Annotated in this window: 18 protein-coding genes; 5 read left to right on the top strand and 13 right to left on the bottom strand. The window is 62.1% G+C overall.

Annotated elements, in window-relative coordinates:
- Nucleotides 1-85: 85 nt before the first annotated feature.
- From ACLEJQ_RS09670 to ACLEJQ_RS09650, 5 genes are all read right to left on the bottom strand, one after another.
- Nucleotides 86-1,399, bottom strand: a complete 1,314-nt coding sequence (locus ACLEJQ_RS09670) for a hypothetical protein (RefSeq protein ID WP_440794364.1) — start codon at nucleotides 1,397-1,399, stop codon at nucleotides 86-88.
- A gap of 421 nt (nucleotides 1,400-1,820) precedes the next feature.
- Nucleotides 1,821-5,546 carry a calcium-binding protein gene (locus ACLEJQ_RS09665; protein WP_440794362.1) on the bottom strand — a complete coding sequence of 1,242 codons (3,726 nt, stop codon included), beginning with the start codon at nucleotides 5,544-5,546 and terminating at the stop codon, nucleotides 1,821-1,823.
- A gap of 139 nt (nucleotides 5,547-5,685) precedes the next feature.
- Nucleotides 5,686-6,315 (bottom strand): LysE family translocator, encoded by a 630-nt coding sequence (locus ACLEJQ_RS09660; protein ID WP_440794360.1) that lies wholly within the window; start codon nucleotides 6,313-6,315, stop codon nucleotides 5,686-5,688.
- A 64-nt stretch (nucleotides 6,316-6,379) separates the two neighbouring features.
- On the bottom strand, nucleotides 6,380-7,729 hold the full coding sequence (locus ACLEJQ_RS09655; protein WP_440794358.1) for an NCS2 family permease: 1,350 nt from the start codon (nucleotides 7,727-7,729) through the stop codon (nucleotides 6,380-6,382).
- Between the two features lie 336 nt (nucleotides 7,730-8,065).
- Nucleotides 8,066-8,497 (bottom strand): MarR family winged helix-turn-helix transcriptional regulator, encoded by a 432-nt coding sequence (locus ACLEJQ_RS09650; protein WP_440794356.1) that lies wholly within the window; start codon nucleotides 8,495-8,497, stop codon nucleotides 8,066-8,068.
- A gap of 80 nt (nucleotides 8,498-8,577) precedes the next feature.
- Between ACLEJQ_RS09650 and ACLEJQ_RS09645 the strand changes: the two genes are divergently transcribed.
- Nucleotides 8,578-9,744, top strand: coding sequence for a PLP-dependent aminotransferase family protein (locus tag ACLEJQ_RS09645; RefSeq protein ID WP_440794354.1), 1,167 nt, complete (start codon nucleotides 8,578-8,580; stop codon nucleotides 9,742-9,744).
- A gap of 151 nt (nucleotides 9,745-9,895) precedes the next feature.
- Here the strand turns inward: ACLEJQ_RS09645 and ACLEJQ_RS09640 are convergent, their stop codons facing one another.
- From ACLEJQ_RS09640 to ACLEJQ_RS09620, 5 genes are all read right to left on the bottom strand, one after another.
- Nucleotides 9,896-10,267: a glutathione S-transferase N-terminal domain-containing protein gene (locus ACLEJQ_RS09640; protein ID WP_440794353.1), complete on the bottom strand. Its 372-nt coding sequence runs from the start codon at nucleotides 10,265-10,267 to the stop codon at nucleotides 9,896-9,898.
- A 104-nt stretch (nucleotides 10,268-10,371) separates the two neighbouring features.
- Entirely contained in the window at nucleotides 10,372-10,917 is a 546-nt protein-coding gene (gene folE / locus ACLEJQ_RS09635; protein ID WP_072431607.1) for a GTP cyclohydrolase I FolE, read from the bottom strand.
- Nucleotides 10,918-10,994: 77 nt separating this feature from the next.
- Nucleotides 10,995-11,552 (bottom strand): Smr/MutS family protein, encoded by a 558-nt coding sequence (locus tag ACLEJQ_RS09630; protein ID WP_440794351.1) that lies wholly within the window; start codon nucleotides 11,550-11,552, stop codon nucleotides 10,995-10,997.
- A gap of 74 nt (nucleotides 11,553-11,626) precedes the next feature.
- On the bottom strand, nucleotides 11,627-11,947 hold the full coding sequence (locus tag ACLEJQ_RS09625) for a hypothetical protein (protein ID WP_440794349.1): 321 nt from the start codon (nucleotides 11,945-11,947) through the stop codon (nucleotides 11,627-11,629).
- 295 nt (nucleotides 11,948-12,242) lie between these two features.
- Nucleotides 12,243-12,833 (bottom strand): cysteine hydrolase family protein, encoded by a 591-nt coding sequence (locus tag ACLEJQ_RS09620; protein ID WP_440794348.1) that lies wholly within the window; start codon nucleotides 12,831-12,833, stop codon nucleotides 12,243-12,245.
- A 254-nt stretch (nucleotides 12,834-13,087) separates the two neighbouring features.
- Between ACLEJQ_RS09620 and prmB the strand changes: the two genes are divergently transcribed.
- Nucleotides 13,088-13,996, top strand: coding sequence for a 50S ribosomal protein L3 N(5)-glutamine methyltransferase (gene prmB / locus ACLEJQ_RS09615; protein ID WP_440794346.1), 909 nt, complete (start codon nucleotides 13,088-13,090; stop codon nucleotides 13,994-13,996).
- A gap of 182 nt (nucleotides 13,997-14,178) precedes the next feature.
- On the opposite strand, the gene ACLEJQ_RS09610 is transcribed toward prmB, so the two are convergent.
- Nucleotides 14,179-14,967, bottom strand: coding sequence for a hypothetical protein (locus tag ACLEJQ_RS09610; RefSeq protein WP_440794345.1), 789 nt, complete (start codon nucleotides 14,965-14,967; stop codon nucleotides 14,179-14,181).
- A 99-nt stretch (nucleotides 14,968-15,066) separates the two neighbouring features.
- A complete protein-coding gene (locus ACLEJQ_RS09605) occupies nucleotides 15,067-16,023 on the bottom strand; it encodes an alpha/beta hydrolase (RefSeq protein WP_440794420.1) in 957 nt (318 codons plus the stop codon).
- A 126-nt stretch (nucleotides 16,024-16,149) separates the two neighbouring features.
- Between ACLEJQ_RS09605 and aroC the strand changes: the two genes are divergently transcribed.
- The 3 genes from aroC to ACLEJQ_RS09590 are packed head-to-tail and all read left to right on the top strand — an operon-like array spanning nucleotide 16,150 to nucleotide 19,001.
- The gene (aroC, locus tag ACLEJQ_RS09600) at nucleotides 16,150-17,241 is read left to right on the top strand and encodes a chorismate synthase (protein ID WP_440794343.1); all 1,092 of its coding nucleotides are present in this window, start codon (nucleotides 16,150-16,152) and stop codon (nucleotides 17,239-17,241) included.
- 34 nt (nucleotides 17,242-17,275) lie between these two features.
- The gene (locus ACLEJQ_RS09595; RefSeq protein ID WP_440794341.1) at nucleotides 17,276-18,421 is read left to right on the top strand and encodes an MFS transporter; all 1,146 of its coding nucleotides are present in this window, start codon (nucleotides 17,276-17,278) and stop codon (nucleotides 18,419-18,421) included.
- A gap of 34 nt (nucleotides 18,422-18,455) precedes the next feature.
- Nucleotides 18,456-19,001 (top strand): 1,2-dihydroxy-3-keto-5-methylthiopentene dioxygenase, encoded by a 546-nt coding sequence (locus ACLEJQ_RS09590; RefSeq protein ID WP_440794339.1) that lies wholly within the window; start codon nucleotides 18,456-18,458, stop codon nucleotides 18,999-19,001.
- Between the two features lie 249 nt (nucleotides 19,002-19,250).
- On the opposite strand, the gene ACLEJQ_RS09585 is transcribed toward ACLEJQ_RS09590, so the two are convergent.
- Entirely contained in the window at nucleotides 19,251-19,529 is a 279-nt protein-coding gene (locus tag ACLEJQ_RS09585; RefSeq protein ID WP_053149889.1) for a DUF3509 domain-containing protein, read from the bottom strand.
- Nucleotides 19,530-19,566: the final 37 nt, after the last annotated feature.

Genomic DNA, 19,566 nt, shown 5'->3' with positions numbered 1-19,566 from the left:
AGTTGCCTGATCCTGGAAGCCACTGCGCATAAAGCTTCTCTGGTTTTCGCCCGCCCACACTGCGGGCTTTTTTTTGCCCGCGGGTTTACAGCCGGGCGTTGTCATCGCGGATGATGAAAACGGTGTCGGCAGCGCCTGGCAGGATCTGCGAACCGCCCCTGAGCCAGATGATCCTGTTGGCTTCGTGGGCGTCCTTGACGACTTGTGCGGCGGCGTCTCCGACCTGGGTTTCCAGGCTCATGCCCGTCGTGTTGGGGTTGTTTTGCGTGGGCATGGACAGCTTCGGGATCCGGGTGCGGTGCAGGCTCATGAAAAACAGGTAGTCATGGCCTGTGCGTCGAAAGACCAGGGCCGGAAAACTGTTGAAGCTGTTGGGCTCCATGACCGTGTAGCCATTGCGCCTCAGCAGATCGGCCATGAAGCGCTTGAAATCCACAGTGGAGTAGGTGTTGAGGAAAAATTCCCATTGGCGCCGAAACCGCATGGGGTCGAAGTCCAGCCGGTTCAAGGCACCCGTCGAGGACGGGGCAGGCAGCTCGATCGTGCGTGATGTATTGGTGATGCCTGATGTGGTGGGAAGAATCGACAGCATCAGCAACGGATCACTCCATTGCGGGTGCGGGGAAGGGGTGGCGTGTTTCCAGCTGTGGAAAATCTGCCGCAAGGCAGTCAGTCCTGCGGCGTCGGCATACGGTGAGCTGTTGGCCAGCTCGAATTGCTTCCTGGCGATGTTTTCCAGGGTGACAGTGGTGACCTCCGGAAAAATATCCCTGACATGAGCCGTCAGTGGTTTTTCGAAAGGCAGCCGGGTGTCGATTTCCCAGTGATCATCCGGTGGAACACGTATCACGGCCCTGGGCTGTTCCTCCGGTGTGTGCCTGAGAATGGCTTCCAGCACATCGAAATCATAGGCCGGATGCGTGGGCGGCTGGATGTACAGAATAGGGAATTGGCGTGCATCCATGCGGCTCATGACCTTGTAGTGGACATCGTTCACGGTGATGAACTGGGGCAGCGCGAGTGTCGGCGTGAACGCCCAATCCGGCCTGAAGAGCGCCGGCGCTTGCTCGGTGGCTTCGTTTTGCGGGGGCGGTGTCGTGCGCTGGCGCTTGGAGGTGGTCGAGGCGTCATCGTCCGACGAGCTGTGCAAGGTGATGGTCAGCACTGAGTCACTGCTGTCTGCATCGACCGCAACGACAACTTGCCGCCACAGCAGGCTGCCTGCCACTTGTTCCAGGCGTGGTCCGGAGGCCACCAGTTCGGCGCTAGAGCGGGCCCTGTAATGGCCTTCGGCATCGTGGCCCAGCAGCACCGTCCCGCCTTCTTCCAATTCGACGTACGTGCGTGTCCTGAAGGTGCGGATTCCCGAAATGGCGTCGGGCTCCGATAACAGGGGCACCAGTTCCGGTGAAAGGTAATAGGGGTCCAACGACAGGGCGACGGATATCGCTCCGACCGGCGCCGGTGAACTGATCTCGGAGAGGTGGACGGGGGTGTGCAGCGGCTCTGGTGCCTGGGTGTCGCTTCCTGACGATGAGCTGGAGCCCGGGTCAAAGCCATCCCCCCTGATGGGATTTCTGGGTAATGTCGGGGCCTGCGTATCGCGCGGGCTGTGGGGCGTCTCGGTGGATTGGCCTGGCACCGTGGGCCGAATAGGACGTTTTGGACTCATGAAATGTGTCTGCTCCTGGATTGAAAAATGATCGAGCCTGCGGCCTGTCGCGCTGACAGGCCGCGGTCTTGAAGATGTTCAATGAAAAGGCGCAGGCGGGTGCGTTACATAGATATGCCGTTCGAACGAACCTTTCGTAAGACGCGCCTCAGGGCTGGGAATGTCCTGGCAGCACTTCATCCAGCGCCCGAACCCAGGTGGAATAAGGGAGTTGCGGGCCGAATGTCGGGCTCAGGCTGACGGCGTAGGCCAGCATCAGCGACTTGCTCAGCGTAAAGCCCTCTACCAGTTTCACGCACTGTTCCCGCAGTCGGCGCAGTGCATTGTCGTCCAAAGGTGGGTGCTGGCTGAGGCCTTCGCGGACGAGGTCCTGATAGATCTCGAGATGGTGGTCGCACAGCTCGGTCTTTTTCAGCTGATGCGCCCTGATGACCCGGGAGGGTTGTGTATCGAGGCGCCATTGACGTGACTTGAGGTGATAGCTCAAGGTGCCGGATGAGCCGTCCTTGAGGGCCATATGTGAGACTTTCAAGGATTCGGCCGCGACCTGGGCCAGCTCCGGTGGCCAAGCGTCGACGTCGATCATGGGCGCCAGGTAGCGGCCATCCAGCGATTCTACGTAGACCCGCTCGAACAGGCTGTCGACCTCATAGACGACACCTTGCGCCGTAATCACCCGTATCCGGTCGACCAGGTCCTGCGCCCCATAGGCAGGGAGATAGATGACCGTTGCGCCGATGTGCAGTCGGTTGGAGACCAGGGTGATCCGGACCGGGCCGAGGGCCGTGGCGTCGAGTTCCCAGGTGGAGGCGTGGGGCAAGCGGGGTTTGGCACTGGCCAGGGCGCCGGGCGTGGACAGGCGCAGCGTCATGTTCGGGCTCAGGTGGACAAGGTACGTCGCGCCCTGGCCGATCAGGACTTCGACACCGCTCTGTTGCACAGAGGCCGTGAGCTTGGCGCAGGTCGCCCGCTGGCCCATGTAATGCGGCTTCTTATCCAGCGGTTGTAGGTAGGCATAGCGCTTTCGAGTGGGCGTGAGCGCCTCGGGCGCTTCGGTCGTCCAGCTCACCGGAGCTTTGTCGATGAAGCGCTTGTCCAGCAACAGGCCGTAGTCGGGAGCGGGCTGAGCCAAGCGGTAGGACGTGCCGTCATTCATGACCAGGATGAACACATGCTGGGACACCAGGGCGGAAAAGGCCCGGCGCCCGGTGGGCTTTATTCGTGCGGTGTAGCGCTCATCGGAACTGGCCAGGTTGTTCAGCACGACCCGCCGTTCGCCGAAGTGCAGCGTCAGCCCACATTCGCCGTATCGGACGCTGTCGCCTTCGTCTTCCTGAGTGACATGGGCATTGTAGTGGGCGTCGATCCGGGTCAGTTCGGCGCGGGTGTAGTCCAGATGAAGGGTGGTGGACCGGTCACTTTTCTGCTTGACGTTCAGGGTGGTGAGTTCGACCAGGCGGGACACATAATGGCTCGTGTCTCGGTCGTGGGCGATCGAGACCTCGCTGCGATCGTTGAGGATGCTCGGGTTCCGCGGTGTGCCCTGTTGCACCATGATGGCTTCTACGGCAAGCCGGTGGCCATCCTCGATGCTGTCGGGCAGGTCGGGCACCCAATGAAAGCCGTCCTGGGTGATGAAGGTCAGCTTGTTGTTTTGCAGTGCTCTTGGGTAGGCGGTGTCGCTGTAGACGTGGTTGACGGTCACGGTGCGAACATCCCAGTCGTTCGCATCGAAGCAGGCCGTCATCACCAGGTTGCCGGCTTCGATGGCCCAGCTTTCAATCAGGTCCGCGCGCCAGTCCAGCGCGATGACACTGTGGTCTGCGCCATCTTCGCTGATCGAGACATGGCCGGGGCGATGGGCGATGGCATAGACGTCAGCCCCCGGCCCGCCATCTGCGTTGCGGTTGCTGCCGCCGAGGATGTGAATCCGGTCATCGCCGGCGCCGGCTTCGATGGAGTCGTGGCCGCGGGACTTCAATATGTTCGAGCCGGCCGTTCCTTTGATGACGCTGGTTCCGCCTTCGAGGATTTCGACGTGTTCGATGCTGTCCAGGACGGTCGGGCGGTAGGCGCCACTCGCCGCTTCAGGTGCTTGCGCGATGACGCTGACTTGCCCGGCGGCGAGGTCGACGTGATACCCCAGTCGCGGCGCCTGGGGGTTGCTGTTGCGGCCGGCCAATATCAGCGTGTCGCTGCCTGCACCGCCCACCAGGCGATTGGGCGAGGGCGCCGGCTCTGGCGCGACGATTTCTGGCAAACCCTCGAAAATGAACACGTCATCTTTCGCGCCGCCGGTCAGCGTTTTGACACCGCTGCCGTAATGGAACACGTTCGGCTTGTTTTCGGCGCCCAGGAGGGTGTCGTTGCCACCGCCGATGTACCAATGAATGCCCTTATGGTCCGCCGCCGCTTCAATAACGGCGCCGGGGGTTTGCTCGGTGACACCGTTTCGTGCGTCGATTGTGTCATCGCTGTCTTTGATTCGCGGGCGCACGGTCGTCGCTTGCTGGCGTTCGCCGGTCCACCAGTTCCAGGTGCTGTAGGTTACCCGTTCGAGTTCTACGGTGAAGTTGCCGTTCACGATCGCTTCGGTGCTGTCCTTCAACGGTCCCCTGAGCAGGTTCAGGGCGTTGGCCCGCAGCCGCCGGGTGTGCTCGGCGGTGGCCTTGGCGACGAGATAGCGATCGCGGATGTCGTCATCCGGGCTGATCATCCAGAAGGCGAACCAGCCCGTGCGCAGGCGTTCATGCACGGTGAGTTGCAGGTAGTCGTCGATTTCATCGACTTGACGAATGGCGCCCCAGACCTGTGAACCGACCACCAGGATCAGCCCTGCCGCCAGGCCCGCGGGACCGGCCGAGGTGAACCCTGCCAACGCGGCGACACCGAGGGTCACGGCCATGGCGGCACTGGTGACGCTCAAGGCGGCGCTGACGTAATGATCGGTGGCTTCCCGGCCGGTGGCGGTGGCGGCGGCCTTGAAGGCATCGACGGCGGCGATGATGTCGAAAGGCAGGGTCAGCACGCTGGCGATCAGGCCGCTGCCACGGGCCAGCCGGATGGCGAACGTGGTCTTGCCGAAATCCCCCAGCGAGCGCTGGCCCGCCTTGATCATCTGGGTGGCTTGCCGGGTCACCAGCGCCTCGACGCCGATGGACGCCACCTCGGCGCTCAGGCTGGCGCCGTTGAACAGCGTCTGGTAAGCGTCCTGGTCGCGGATGGCGTCTTGCAGACCGCGCAGGCCGCTGTAGATACCGAAGGCCTGGAGACCCAGACCGGTAGGAATGAGTACGTGGCTCTTGGCCTGGTTCAACCAGCTCAGTGACTGTTGTGCCAAGCCACGGCTGTCGAGGTTCTGGGCCAGTTTCAAGAGCCTGTCCAGCGTATTCCGGTAACTGCCCGGCTCAGCCTGGGTTTGCCGAGGTTGTCGCAGCAATGGGCGCGCGGCCCGGGACCGCAGGCTTGCCATTTCGAAGAGCAGGGTGGGCAGGCGATAGTCGTTGGCATCGGTGGTGTGCGTCAGGCGGGTTTCGATGGCATCCGGGTTGAACTGCAATGAGTCCAGGAAGAAGCGGCTGGGGATGCGAAAGAAAGTGTTGTCGCCATTCAGCGGCTGCCCATCGGTCGTCGCGCCCAGTGCATCCAGGGCCGAACGAGTGACGGCCACGGAGCCGATGTGGAGCGGGCCATAAAGTTGATCGACGACCTTGAGCTGGGCGCGTCTGTGGGTGTGTTCGGGGCTGGGCGGCGCCTCATCGGGCACTCGGAAATCGAGTGTCGCGGGGGTGTGTTCATTGGTATGCAGACCCAGGTCCGTGACGACGACACCGTGGTCGTCAGGAGCAAAGGGGGGTGGTGTAACCTCGGCCATGATGAACTTCCTTGTTCAACGGTACGTGAAATGGCCTTCTATCTAAGGTGTTTTCCCCAGAGGTGTATATCGATGGGTTGTTGCCACGTTTTGCCAAGGCCGGGGCTCGAACGCTCCGGCCACTGGTGGCAATCGATGCTCAGTGGGCGGACATCAGCGATGCCGCGCCCGCGCCGCCGAACAGGCCGGCGCTGATCCGGTTGAACCAGCTCTGGCCCCTGCCGGTGCGCAGATAGCGCGCCGCGCCGTGGGCGCCGAGGCCGTAGGCCAGCTTGCAGAGCAGGTCGAGGACGGTCCAGGTGGCGATCATGATCAGCAGTTGTGGCAGGAACGGCTGCTGGGCGCTCAAGAACTGCGGCAGGAACGCGGCGAAGAACAGGATGTCCTTGGGGTTGCTGGCGCCCAGCACGAACGCCCGCCCGAACAGCGCGCGAAACCGCGGGACGGCGGCGGCCTGGGGCACTTCGGCGCCCTGGGCGGGTTGGCGCGATTGCTGCCAGCTCTGCCAGGCCAGGTAGAACAGGTACAGCGCCCCGAGGATCTTCAGTGCACTGAACAGTTTTTCCGAGGCCAGTAGCAAGGCACCGAGCCCCAGGGCCGAAGCGCTCAGCAGGCAGATCGAGGCGAACACGCCGCCGAGAAACGCCGGATACGAACGACGCAGGCCGTAGTTCAGGCTGTTGCCGATCATCAACAGCGACAGTGGGCCGGGGATGAGGATCACCACCAGGGCTGCACCGCTGAACAACAGCCAGGTTTCCAGATTCATTGCTTTGCTCCTGATAGACAAAAGCCTCACCCGGCGGGGTGAGGCGGATGAAACCGTGGATCGCTTACAAGAAGATGAACTTGGCGATGAAAATCGCGCAGAGCACCCACAGGCTGACGGAAATTTCCTTGCGCTTGCCGGTGCCGGCCTTGAGTACCACGTAGGTGATGAATCCCAGTGCGATACCGTCGGCTACCGAGAACGTCAGGGGCATCATGATGGCCGTGACAATGGCCGGGATGCTGTCGGTCGCTTCGTCCCATTCGATGTGGGCCATGCCGCCCATCATCAGCATGGCGACGTAGATCAGCGCCCCGGCAGTGGCATAGGCGGGGATCATCCCGGCCAGCGGCGCGAAAAACATGGCGGCAATAAATAGCACACCGACGGTCACGGCGGTAAGCCCCGTACGACCACCCGCGGCGACACCGGCGGCGCTTTCCACGTAGCTGGTCACCGGCGGCACGCCGACCATGGCGCCAAAGACGCTGGAGGCGCTGTCGGCCTTCAAGGCGCGGGACAGGTTTTCGATCTTGCCATCGGGCTTGACCAGCCCGGCGCGCTGGGCCACGCCCATCAAGGTGCCGGCGGTGTCGAACATGTGCACGAACAGGAACGCCAGCACCACGCTGATCATGCTGACATTGAACACGCCGGCCACGTCCATCGCCATCCAGGTCGGCGCCAGGCTCGGAGGCGTCGACAGCACGCCGTTGTACTGCACCAGGCCCAGGCCCCAACCGGCCAGGGTGACGGCGATAATGCTGATCAGGATCGCGCCGAATACCCGGTGATAGCTCAGCACGGCGATCATCAGGAAACACACGGCGGCCAACAGCGGACCGGGCTCACGCAGCGAACCAAGCCTGATCAGGGTGGCGGGGCTGTCGACGATGATACCGGCGGTCTTCAGGCCGATCAGTCCAAGAAACAACCCGACCCCGGCGCCCATGGCGAACCGCAGGCTCACCGGAATGCTGTTGAGCAGCCACTCCCGGACCCGCGAGAGAGTCAGGACCATGAACAGCACTCCGGAAACGAACACCGCGCCAAGGGCGGTTTCCCAGTGGTAGCCCATGGTGCCGACCACGGTGTAGGTGAAGAAGGCGTTCAGGCCCATGCCCGGCGCCAGGCCCACCGGCCAGTTGGCGTACAAGCCCATCAACAGGCAGCCCAGGGCGGCGGCGATGCAGGTGGCGACGAATGCGGCGCCATGGTCGATACCGGCGTCGGCCATGATGTTGGGGTTGACGAAGATGATGTAGGCCATGGTGATGAAGGTCGTCAGGCCGGCAATCATCTCGGTCTTCACCGTGGTGCCATGCAAGCTGAGTTTGAAGAGGCGTTCCAGCCAGCCACTGCGAAGGGGCGGCGAAAGGTCCAGCGGCTGGGCTTCGGGTTTGCGGCTTTCCACAGCGAGTACTCCTCAAGAGTTTTATTGTTATTTCCAGCGCCGCACGCCCTGAGGCTGGTTGCGAGGCTTTGAGGCAGGTAAGGCTGGCGAAGTTGTTGACCGGATGGTCAGGAACTCGCACGAAGCGAATTATGCTTTTGTATACAAATAAAGCAAATAATGTTTTTCGTTTTGTGGACGAAATGTTGGGCGATAGGGATATATCGGCCTTGAGGAAGTCATCGCGAGCAGGCTCGCTCCCACAGAGGACTGTAGTGGCTGAAGGATTTGTATCGACGACGCTATCCTGTGGGAGCGAGCCCGCTCGCGATAGCGTCAGCCCAGGCAATCTCTGACCTAAGCCTTCCCCAACCCCAGGTTCACCGCCAACCACCCATTCACCGCCTCTTCCCCAGCCTCGGCAAACACCCGCTCCAGCAATTTCACCTGCTCACGCCGCAATGCCTGTTCGAACCGCTCGCCCTCGGCCGTCAGCTCCAACAAGCGCTTGCGCTTGTCAGTCTCGGAGGCAACGCTGTTCACCAAGTGCATTTCCATCAACTGGCGCAACGGCATGTTCAGCGCCTGTTTGCTCACGCCCAGCAGCGCCAGCAGTTCTTTCACGCTCAAGGATGGGTAGCGGGCGATGAAAAACACGATGCGCTGGTGCACCCGACTCAACCCACGGCGCTCCAGCATTTCATCGGCCTTGGCGGTGAACGCCTGGTAACCGAAGAAAAACGCTTCCATGGCCATTTGTTGGGATATCGGGTTTTTAAGGTCAATCATCTTGACGTATCCAGAGAGGGCGGAGTAATTTCGGTCAACCAGTTTGACTCATTATTCCCGCGACCGGCTACAGGTGACCCATGGCTTTTTCCGAACGTGTCTCGCGCCTCAAAAGTTCTCTGATTCGAGAAATCCTCGCGGCGGCGCAGCGCCCCGAGGTGATGTCGTTCGCCGGTGGCCTGCCGGCCGAGGCCATGCTGCCGAAAGTGCAGTGGGAAGACATGCCGCTGTCCATGGGCCAATACGGCATGAGCGAAGGCGAGCCGGCGCTGCGCGAAGCCTTGGCGGCGCAGGCGCGTTCATTGGGACTGGCCTGTGAGGCGAGCCAAGTGCTGGTGGTCAGTGGCTCCCAGCAAACCCTCGATCTGGCGGCGAAGCTGCACATCGATGTCGGTACCGAAATCATGCTGGAAGCGCCCACGTACCTGGCGGCGTTGCAGATTTTCCAACTGTTCGGCGCCGATTGCATCACGGTGCCCTTGGAAGCCGACGGTCCTGACCTGCAACAGCTGCGGGCCCGATTGGAGCGTCATCGCCCGGCATTCATCTATCTGATCCCGACGTTCCAGAATCCCTCGGCGGTGCGCTACAGCGAAGCCAAGCGCGATGCAGTCGCCGCCTTGCTGGATGAGTTCGGTGTCACCCTGATCGAAGACGAACCCTACCGCGAGCTGACGTTCGATGGCGCCAGCGCCACGCCGATCACCAGTCGCTTGAAAAAGGCCAGTTGGATCTACACCGGTACTGTGTCGAAAACCCTGTTGCCGGGGCTAAGGGTCGGTTATCTGATTGCCAGCCCGGACTTGTTCCCGCACCTGCTGCGGTTCAAGCAGTCGGCGGACTTGCACACCAATCGCATCGGCCAATGGCAGGCGTTGCAATGGATCGGGACCGAACAGTACCGAAGCCATTTGAGTGAACTGAGGGATTTCTACCGGGACCGGCGCGACCGCTTCCAGGCCGCGCTGCACAAGCACTTTCATGACATCGCGGACTGGGACGTGCCCCAGGGCGGGCTGTTTTTCTGGCTGACCCTCAAGCAACCCCTGGACACCCGCACCCTGCTCGCCGCAGCGCTGGCGGCCGATGTGGCGTTCATGCCGGGCGAGCCGTTCTTCCCCGAGCCGGACAAGCACCCCGGGCATCTGCGCTTGAACTTCAGTCACATCGATCCGGCGCGACTGGATGAAGGGCTCAAGCGGCTGGCGGGAGTAGTGCGGGAGGCTCTGGCGGCAGAGGCGGCTTGATATCAGGCCTTGTGGTGGCTATCCGCGCCCCATCGCGAGCAGGCTCGCTTCCACAGGGTTTTGGGGCACGTCTTGATAAGCTGGACGATCACAGTCCCAGTGTGGGAGCGAGCTTGCTCGCGATGAGGCCAGTAGCGACACCGGACAATTGTCAGATTGCCGCGAACCGCTTATCCAGATAATCAATGATCACCTTGGACTCATACATCCAGGTGGTCTTGCCATCTTCTTCAATGCGCAGGCAGGGCACCTTGATCTTGCCGCCTTGCTCCAGCAACGTCTGGCGATCCTGCTGGTTGTTTTTCGCATCGCGCAGGGCCACCGGCACGTTGAGGCGACGCAAGGTGCGGCGGGTCTTCACGCAGAACGGGCAGGCATGGAACTGATAGAGCGTCAGGCTGCGGGCTGCCTGGTCGACCTGCGCCTGGGCATCGGCCGGACGCTGCTTTTTGCTCGGGCGGGTAATGAAATCGATGAGGATGATCAGCTGGCCCAGGCCAACCCGAAGTGCTTTGACGATCACGGAACAAGCCTCGCGGCAGGGAAGAAGAGGGGCGCGCAGCTTACCTGATTTTTCACTGGCGAAAAAAAACCGGCGATGGATGCCGGTTTTTCTCGAGCGACAGTTTACTTGATGAGACTGAGGAACTCGCTGCGGGTCGCGGCGTTTTCACGGAATTCACCGAGCATCACCGAGGTGATCATCGAAGAGTTCTGCTTTTCCACACCGCGCATCATCATGCACATGTGCTTGGCCTCGATCACCACCGCCACGCCCAGGGCGCCGGTCACCTGCTGGACCGCGTCGGCGATCTGGCGGCTGAGGTTTTCCTGGATCTGCAGGCGCCGGGCGTACATGTCGACGATCCGCGCGACCTTCGACAGCCCCAGCACCTTGCCGCTCGGGATGTAGGCCACGTGGGCCTTGCCGATGAAAGGCAACAGGTGGTGCTCGCACAGCGAGTACAACTCGATGTCCTTGACCAGCACCATTTCGCTGTTGTCGGAACTGAACAAGGCACCGTTGGTGACTTCTTCCAGGGTCTGCCCATAACCACGGCAGAGGTACTGCATGGCCTTGGCAGCGCGCTTGGGCGTGTCGAGCAGGCCCTCGCGGGAAACGTCCTCGCCCAGTTGGCCGAGAATCGCGGTGTAATTCTGTTCCAGAGACATGAAACTACCTGTGGGATTTTACGCAAAGGGCAAGGGTACGGTGGCGGACACGGCGCTGCAAGCTCGGCAATCGTCGGCTACTCGTCGCGGCCTTCCATCATGGTGCGCTTGAGCATCACGTACACCGCGCCGGCGCCGCCGTGTTTCGCCTGGCAGGAGGTGAAGCCCAGCACTTGCGGGTGCTGGCGCAGCCAGGTGTTGACGTGGCTCTTGATCATCGGCCGCTTGCCGTCCAGTCGCACCGCCTTGCCGTGGGTGACGCGCACGCAGCGGATTTCGAACTTGGTGGCTTCGGCCAGGAATGCCCAGAGGGTTTCCCGGGCCTTTTCGACGTTCATGCCGTGCAGGTCGAGGCTGCCTTCGAAAGGGATCTGGCCAGCCTTGAGCTTGCGCATCTGGCTGTCCTGGACGCCGTCACGGGCCCACATCAACTCGTCTTCGGGGCCTACGTCGATCACGAACTGGTCGGACAGGCCGTCCACGGTGGTGGCGTCGGTGCGTACGGTGGCCGCCTGGCGCAGCTTGGCGATCTGGGCGCGATCGGCTTTGGGTTTGCCGGTCTCGGCGCGATCGTGTTTGATCGGTTTAACACCCTGGATCGCACTTTTGAACAGGGAAAAATCGTCGTCTTGCATGTCAGCCTCCGCGAAGGCCGGCCAGTTTACCCAACTCCAGCGGGGTCGGGCGCGACAAAACGTCGGATGGTGGGTCAGTCGTGCTTTTTCATCAGGTGCGGAGCCATCGCCAGCTCCAGGGATTGGCGGGCGCGACGGCGGCAGCGGCGCCAGAGCCAGACGCCCAGCCACAGCACCAGCAGGCCGACGACCAGGATGATGGTCGAACCGACCGGGGTGGCGTTCAAGTCGCCCAGGGCAGGGGGGCGGCCCAGCAGGCTGGCGGCACCTGCCATGGCCAGTAGCACACCGAGCGTTGCCAACAGCGCAGCGATCGCCGCGCCGATACGAAACCGCCAGTTGCTCTGGCCTTTGGGCCGCAACCGACGTGCGTCAAAACCATCGGATAACTTCATTCCGACCTTCCTCAATGGGTATCGGCCCTTCGACCGGAAGATGTTCGGGTTGTTCCTGAGGCTAGTGTCCTGTTTCGCTAATACGTTTTTTTTTTGACGAGTGGCTGTTGTCGTCAGGCAAGGCGCCGCGACGAGTCATAGCCCGCTATGGCGAGGAGCGGCAACGCAGCATGACGGCAACAGACGCCGTCAAAAAAGAACAGTATTTGTGATACAGGACACCAGGGCAATTGCCGCGAGTGAGAGGCTTTTGCGGATGAGCGGCTCCAGTTGCCGCTCACCGAGGATGATCGGATCAAATCAGGTCGTGCGTCAGGGCCAGGGTGGCGAAGTTGTCCGCCATGATCGCCATCTCGGTCTGGTGCACGTGTTCGGCGCTGAGCACGCCGCCCTTGTGCGGCAGGTCGCGGGTGGCGCAGGCGTCTTCCACCAGGGTGCAGCGAAAGCCCAGGTTCTTGGCGGCGCGCACGGTGGTGCTGACGCTGGAATGGCTCATGAAGCCGCAGACAATCAGGTCCAGCGGGCCGAACTCTTCCAGACGCTTTTTCAGTTCGGTGCCGTGGAAGGCACTGGGCAACATCTTGCCGATAATGGTTTCGTCGCCCTGGGGGTCGAGGCCGGAAATGAACTCGCCGCGCTCGCCCTGTGGATCGAACAGCCCGCCATGGGTGCCCAGGTGTCGCACATGCACCACCGGCCGGCCGGCCGCACGGGCCGCGCCGAGCAATTGCTTGATGTTCGCGACGGCTGCGTCCATGCCACTCAGGGCCAGGGGACCGGCCAGGTATTCTTTCTGGGCATCGATGATGATCAGGGTCGCTTGACTCAGGTTGGCCGCTGCGTAACCGCGACCGCTGAGTTGAAACATCGTTTTTGGAACGGACATTCTGGGGCTCCTTCGGGTGGGGCTTTTGCGACATTCTCCTCTGGCTGAGCGGTTCTGTGAATCGCTTCCATTGCAGGCGCCGTCATTGCTGGCCTACAGCCTTGTCAAGATGGTCGTCCTGTTCAATAGGTCGAGCAAAAAACGGAGATTTCCTACGGTTGGGTCGGTGTTTATCTTTCATCCCGGAGCCGGGTTTGGGTGCTGTCGCGTTTGGCTGCTAGACTCGCCCGTCGATTTTTCTGGAGTTTGCCGCCGTGATCACTTCCCGCCTTCGCACCCTGCGTGACCATATCCGTTGGGCCGTCAGCCGTTTCCATGGGGAGGATCTGTTTTTCGGCCATGGCACCGACAATGCATGGGACGAAGCCCGGCAACTGGTGTTGGGTGCGCTGCATCTGCCATGGGAAATCGCCGACAGCTATCTGGACTGCCGTCTCGAAGACGAGGAACTGGTGCATGTCCAACGCCTGCTGCACCGACGTATCGCCGAGCGGATCCCTACCGCCTACTTGCTGGGTGAGGCCTGGTTCTGCGGGATGTCGTTCATTGTCGATGAGCGCGTGCTGATCCCGCGCTCGCCCATCGGTGAGTTGATCGAAAAGCGTTTTGAGCCGTGGCTGGGCCAGGAGCCGGCGCGGATTCTCGACCTGTGCACCGGCTCCGGCTGCATCGGTATTGCCTGCGCCTACGAGTTTCCCCAGGCTGAAGTGGTGCTGGCGGACCTGTCGTTCGAAGCGCTGGAAGTGGCGAACCAGAACATCGAGCGCCATGGGCTCGACGAGCGTGTGTTCACGGTGCAGGGCGATGGCTTCGAAGGTTTGCCCGGACAGCGCTTCGACCTGATCGTGTCGAACCCGCCCTACGTCGATGCGGAAGATTTCGCCGACATGCCCCCGGAGTACCAGCACGAACCGGAACTGGGCCTGGCCTGTGGCGACGACGGCTTGAACCTGGTGCGCCGGATGCTGGCCGAAGCGGCGGATCACCTGACCGAGAAGGGCCTGTTGATCGTCGAGGTCGGCAACAGCCAGGTTCATGTCGAGGCGCTGTACCCTGAGGTGGATTTCGCCTGGCTGGAGTTCGAACGCGGCGGTCACGGCGTGTTCATGCTCAGCGCCGAACAGTGTCGTCAGCACCAGGCGTTGTTCGCTTCGCGGGTTTAGTTTATCTGGGAGGTGTGACTGCTTCGCTCTTGTGGCGAGGGAGCTTGCTCCCGCTGGGCTGCGAAGCAGCCCCAAAAGCGTCATAGCAGTTCCAGGAAAATCGCATCGCTGGCGTTCACGACTGCTGCGCAGCCGAGCGGGAGCAAGCTCCCTGGCCACAGGGGTTGCGATGAGCCCGGCTCTTAGCGCCGCGTCGCAATCCAGATCAGCAGCCCGGCCTGGAACATGGCAAAAGCCACCAGGCAGGTGATGGTGAAGCGCAGGCCGGTGTCTTCGCGCTTGAACTTGTTGACCTTCTCTTCATGCTGCTTGAGTTTGACTTCCTGTTCCGCCAGGTTCTGCTCGGCTTGTTGCAGCATCTGCGCAGCTTCGAGGATTTCCACGAACTGCAGTTTCTCGGTGTTCCAGTCCCCCACCAGATCGCCAACCTGGGCTGGCTTGATGCTGCCTTTGAGGTGCTGGGCGTCGGCGTACACCACCTCGAAGCCCTGGGCCTTGAGAAAGCGGTCACGGCGCAGACGGGTGTCTTCGTTCAGCGCGTCCTTGTTATTGAGATCCAGGCCATCGACCCGGTAGCCTGGCCAGCGTTTCTTGGCCCAGGTGATGCCCTGGGCGGCGAGAAAGCGGCCGATCCCACGGTTCAACGGCTCGACTTGCAGATTGTCCGGGGAAAAGGACAGGCACTTCTCGACGTGGTCGGCCCAGACATCCAGATGATTCTGTTCCTTGCGCACCCGCTGACCCGGCAACTGAATGCTCATGCGTAGCAGACTGTGTTCCTTGCTGTGGCGCTCGGCATAGCTGAACTCGACGAACCGCAGCGGCCGCACACCGGTGGCGCGGTCGGTCTTGAGCGGCGCCAGCCGCAGCATCTTGTGATGTTCGGCCTGCACGTCCGCCCAAGGCAACTCCACCGCTGGCGGGGCGGGCGTTTCGGTGGCAGTGTCGGGTGAAGCTTGAGTTTCGGTCATAACGGCAAAATCCTGTCCAGGCCGGCGGGTCGGCAGCCGTTGCGCTGTCCGACACCGGTTTATCGGCCGTTCTGGCCAGGACTGGAGGGTTAAAAGAGCTTAACGAGCCGTTATCGAGTCAATAAAACCCACGATCCGCTCGCCGAGCTCGGCGGCGAGGGGCAGGTTGGGGTCTTTATAAGAGGCCAGTTGCCGTTTCACGTCGTTGGGCACGATGCGCAGCACGTGGTTCATGCCCTCGATCAGCGCCAGCTCGGCGTCGGGCTTCGCGGCTTGCAACAGCCGGGCGTCATCGACGCTGACCTGGATGTCGCTACTGCCCTGGATGATCAGCGCCGGGATCTTCAGCGCCGCGAAAGCCTGGGCCGGATCCTGGCGAAACAACGAAATCAGGTACGGCTGCACGCTCGGGCGGAAGATGACTTGCAATTGCGGCGGTACATTCGGGTCGGGCCGGCCGGCCTTGAGACTGTCGAGCAGCTCATTACTGCGCAGCATCAAAGGCGGCAGGCGGCTGCTCAATTGTTGGCGCAATACCTGGTCAATCGGCCGGGCGCTGCCGGACAGCGAAATGATCGCCGCCGCGTTCGCCTGCGGTGCGGCAAGGCTGGCAATCAGCGCGCCTTCGCTGTGGCCCAGCAGGATCAACGGGCCGAGTCTCGGGTCGGCCGCGAGCTTGCGACTCCAGGCAACGGCATCGTTGACGTAGGCCTCGACGCTCAGGTTGCGTTCGTCCGGGGTCGCCGCCAGGCTGGTCGCCACGCCGCGCTTGTCATAGCGCACGCTGGCGATATTGTGCCGGGCCAGGACCCAGGCCAGGCGCTTGAGGCTGTCATTGCGCCCGCCCTCGGGGTTGTTTCCGTCACGATCCGTAGGACCCGACCCGGAAATGATCAGGACAACCGGCACCGGCCTGTCGGACTTGGGCAGCAATAGCGAGCCGTGCAGCTCGCCGCTGCCAGTGTCCAGGCTGATGGGACGTTGCAGAACGGTGGCCTGGGCCAGGCCGGTAAAGGTAAAAAGGGTAAGGCACAGGACAAGCAGCTTTAACATCATCAGGCCATGAGTTGCGAAGGTGCCGGTTGGACTGGCGGGCATCGATAAGGTTCGAGGATGAACTACGCGGGGAGCCTGCGTATACTGGCGGCCATTACGAATCGGCGAATTCACGGAGCACCCTGCATGTCCGGCAATACCTTCGGCAAGCTGTTCACTGTCACCACCGCGGGCGAAAGCCATGGCCCGGCGTTGGTCGCCATTGTCGACGGCTGCCCGCCGGGCCTGGAGATTTCCCTGGAGGACCTGCAGCGCGACCTGGACCGCCGCAAGCCCGGCACCAGCCGTCACACCACCCAGCGCCAGGAAGCCGATGAAGTCGAAATCCTTTCCGGCGTGTTCGAAGGCCGCACCACCGGCTGCGCCATCGGCCTGTTGATTCGCAACACCGACCAGAAGTCCAAGGACTACTCGGCGATCAAGGATCTGTTCCGTCCAGCCCACGCCGACTACACCTACCACCACAAGTACGGCGAGCGCGACTACCGTGGCGGCGGCCGCAGTTCGGCCCGGGAAACCGCCATGCGCGTGGCAGCCGGGGCGATTGCCAAGAAATACCTGGCCAGCCAGGGCATCCTGATTCGTGGCTACATGAGCCAGCTGGGCCCTATCGAAATCCCGTTCAAGACCTGGGATTCGGTGGAGCAGAACGCATTTTTCTGCCCCGATCCAGACAAGGTGCCGGAGCTGGAGACCTACATGGACCAGCTGCGCCGGGACCAGGATTCGGTCGGCGCGAAGATCACCGTCGTGGCCGAAGGTGTGATGCCAGGCCTCGGCGAGCCGATCTTCGACCGCCTCGACGCCGAACTGGCCCACGCCCTGATGAGCATCAACGCGGTGAAGGGCGTGGAGATCGGCGCCGGTTTCGCCTGCGTCGCCCAGCGTGGCACCGAGCACCGTGACGAACTGACCCCGCAAGGTTTCCTGAGCAACAATGCCGGCGGCATCCTCGGTGGCATTTCCTCGGGCCAGCCGATTGTCGCGCACCTGGCCTTGAAGCCGACCTCCAGCATCACCACGCCGGGGCGTTCCATCGACATCCATGGCAACCCGGTGGAGGTCATCACCAAGGGCCGTCACGACCCATGCGTCGGCATTCGTGCCACGCCGATTGCCGAGGCGATGATGGCGATCGTGCTGATGGATCACCTGTTGCGTCATCGTGGCCAGAACGCCGATGTGCGGGTCGCCACGCCGGTATTGGGTCAGCTTTGATGGCTGACTGGCCGAGCGCCGTGGCCTGACGGGCATGGCGGCGTTGCCGTACTGGCGGCTTTCCAGTTTCTACCTGTTCTATTTCGCGCTGCTTGGATCGACAGCGCCATTCCTGGCGCTGTACTTCGATCACCTTGGGTTCAACGCGGCGCGCATCGGCGAGCTGGTGGCGATTCCCATGCTGATGCGCTGCGTGGCGCCGAACATCTGGGGTTGGCTGGGGGATTACACCGGCCGGCGCCTTGCGATCGTGCGCTTCGGTGCGATTTGCACCTTGCTGACCTTCTCGCTGATCTTCATTCATAAAAGTTATGCCTGGCTGGCGATGGTCATGGCGTTGCACGCGTTCTTCTGGCACGCGGTGCTGCCACAGTTCGAAGTCATCACCCTGGCCCACCTGAGCGGGCAGGCCGCGCGCTACAGCCAGATCCGCCTCTGGGGCTCCATTGGTTTCATCATCACCGTGGTACTGCTGGGCCGGCTGTTCGAATGGCTGAGCCTGGACATTTACCCGATGGCGCTGGTGCTGATCATGGCCGGCATCGTCCTCGCCAGTTTCTGGGTGCCCAACGCCCAGCCGACCCAACCGCCGCGCGTGAACGGGGACGGCTTCCTGCGACAACTGCGCAGCCCCGGCGTATTGGCGTTCTACGTCTGTGTCGGCTTGATGCAGGTCAGCCACGGCCCGTATTACACCTTCCTGACCCTACACCTTGAGCGCCTGGGCTACAGCCGTGGACTGATTGGCATGCTCTGGGCTGTCGGGGTGGTGGCCGAAGTGCTGGTGTTCTTGCTGATGAGCCGGATCCTGGGGCGGTTTTCGGTGCGTCGGGTGCTGCTGGCGAGCTTTCTGCTGGCGGCGTTGCGCTGGTTGCTGCTGGGCTCGCTGGCCGAATTCCTCTGGGTCTTGCTGTTTGCCCAAGTGCTGCATGCGGCGACCTTCGGCAGCTTCCACGCCGCCGCCATTCATTTCGTACAGCGTAGCTTCGGCCCGCGCCAGCAAGGCCAGGGCCAGGCACTGTACGCGGCGCTGGCCGGCACGGGCGGGGCCTTGGGCGCGCTGTATTCCGGCTACAGCTGGAATGCGCTGGGCGCCGGTTGGACCTTCAGCCTCGCCAGCCTCGCTGCCTTTGCCGCAGCCGTTATCATTGCGACCCGTATGCAAGAGGACCGGCCATGAGCCTTCGAACCGTTAATTTGCTGGAGCCATCGTCATGAGCAGCCTGTCCGTCTACCACGTCTCAAGCCCTGACATTCCGAACAAGGTGTTGACGCATTTCGAAGACATCGTCGCGACCCTGGCCGAAAAAGGTATTCGCTTCGATCGCTGGCAAACCACCACGAAGCTCCAGCCTGGAGTGGACCAGGATGAAGTCATTGCGGCCTACCAGGCGCAGATTGACACGCTGAAGGCTGAGCGGGGGGATGCCTCGGTCGATGTCATCGGCCTGCACAGCGAGCATCCGCAAAAAGACGAGTTGCGTGCCAGGTTCCTGAAGGAGCACAGCCATGACGGGGACGAGACGCGGTTTTTCGTCGCTGGCCGAGGCTTGTTCAGCTTGCACCTGGACGACTACGTGTATGCGGTGCTGTGTGAAAAGAACGACCTGATCACCTTGCCGGCCGGCACGCCACACTGGTTCGATGCGGGTGAACACCCGCACTTCGTGGCGATCCGCTTGCGCGATGATTCCAAGGGCTGGGAAGAGCGCTTCACCGGCGATGAAATCGCCAGCCGTTTCCCGGCTTTAGAAGACTGAAAAACTGTGGGAGCGAGCTTGCTCGCGATGAGGCCCAGCCAGTCGATATCTCCATCACTGTCCCATCGCAATCGCGAGCAGGCTCGCTCCCACAGGGATTTGGGTGACGCCTGAATAAGTTGGACGCCCACAGTCCCAGTGTGGGAGCGAGCTTGCTCGCGATGAGGCCCGGTCAGTCGACATTTTCATTGACTGGCCTGACGCTATCGCGAGCAAGCTCGCTCCCACAAATCAGTATTTCCCGCCGGTTCAGGCGCTGTGGTAGGTCGGCAGGGCGAAGCGATGCTGGCTTTGTAGCAAGGTGATCTGCGGCAATTCGCTGGCTTGTTCGGCCAGGTCACGGCGGATGGCGCTGATCGCCCAGGACAGTTGGTCCCCAGCGTGCAACTGGGCGTAGGAAATCGTGCGTTTGAACAGTTTGCCTTCGCTGTTGCGCAGGGTCAGCAGGATGCCGCCATCCGGGCGGGCCTGTGTGGTCACTTCGTAGTTGGAAAACAGGGATGCAAACTTCTCTTGAATCATGTTCATCGTTGAGCTCCATGGTCTTGTTGGCAAACCGTGGAGG

The organism is Pseudomonas sp. SMV71 (assembly GCF_052042015.1).
Classification (GTDB): domain Bacteria; phylum Pseudomonadota; class Gammaproteobacteria; order Pseudomonadales; family Pseudomonadaceae; genus Aquipseudomonas.
Note: the sequence above shows the minus strand (reverse complement) of the source record. Positions and strands in the feature narration are given on the sequence as shown.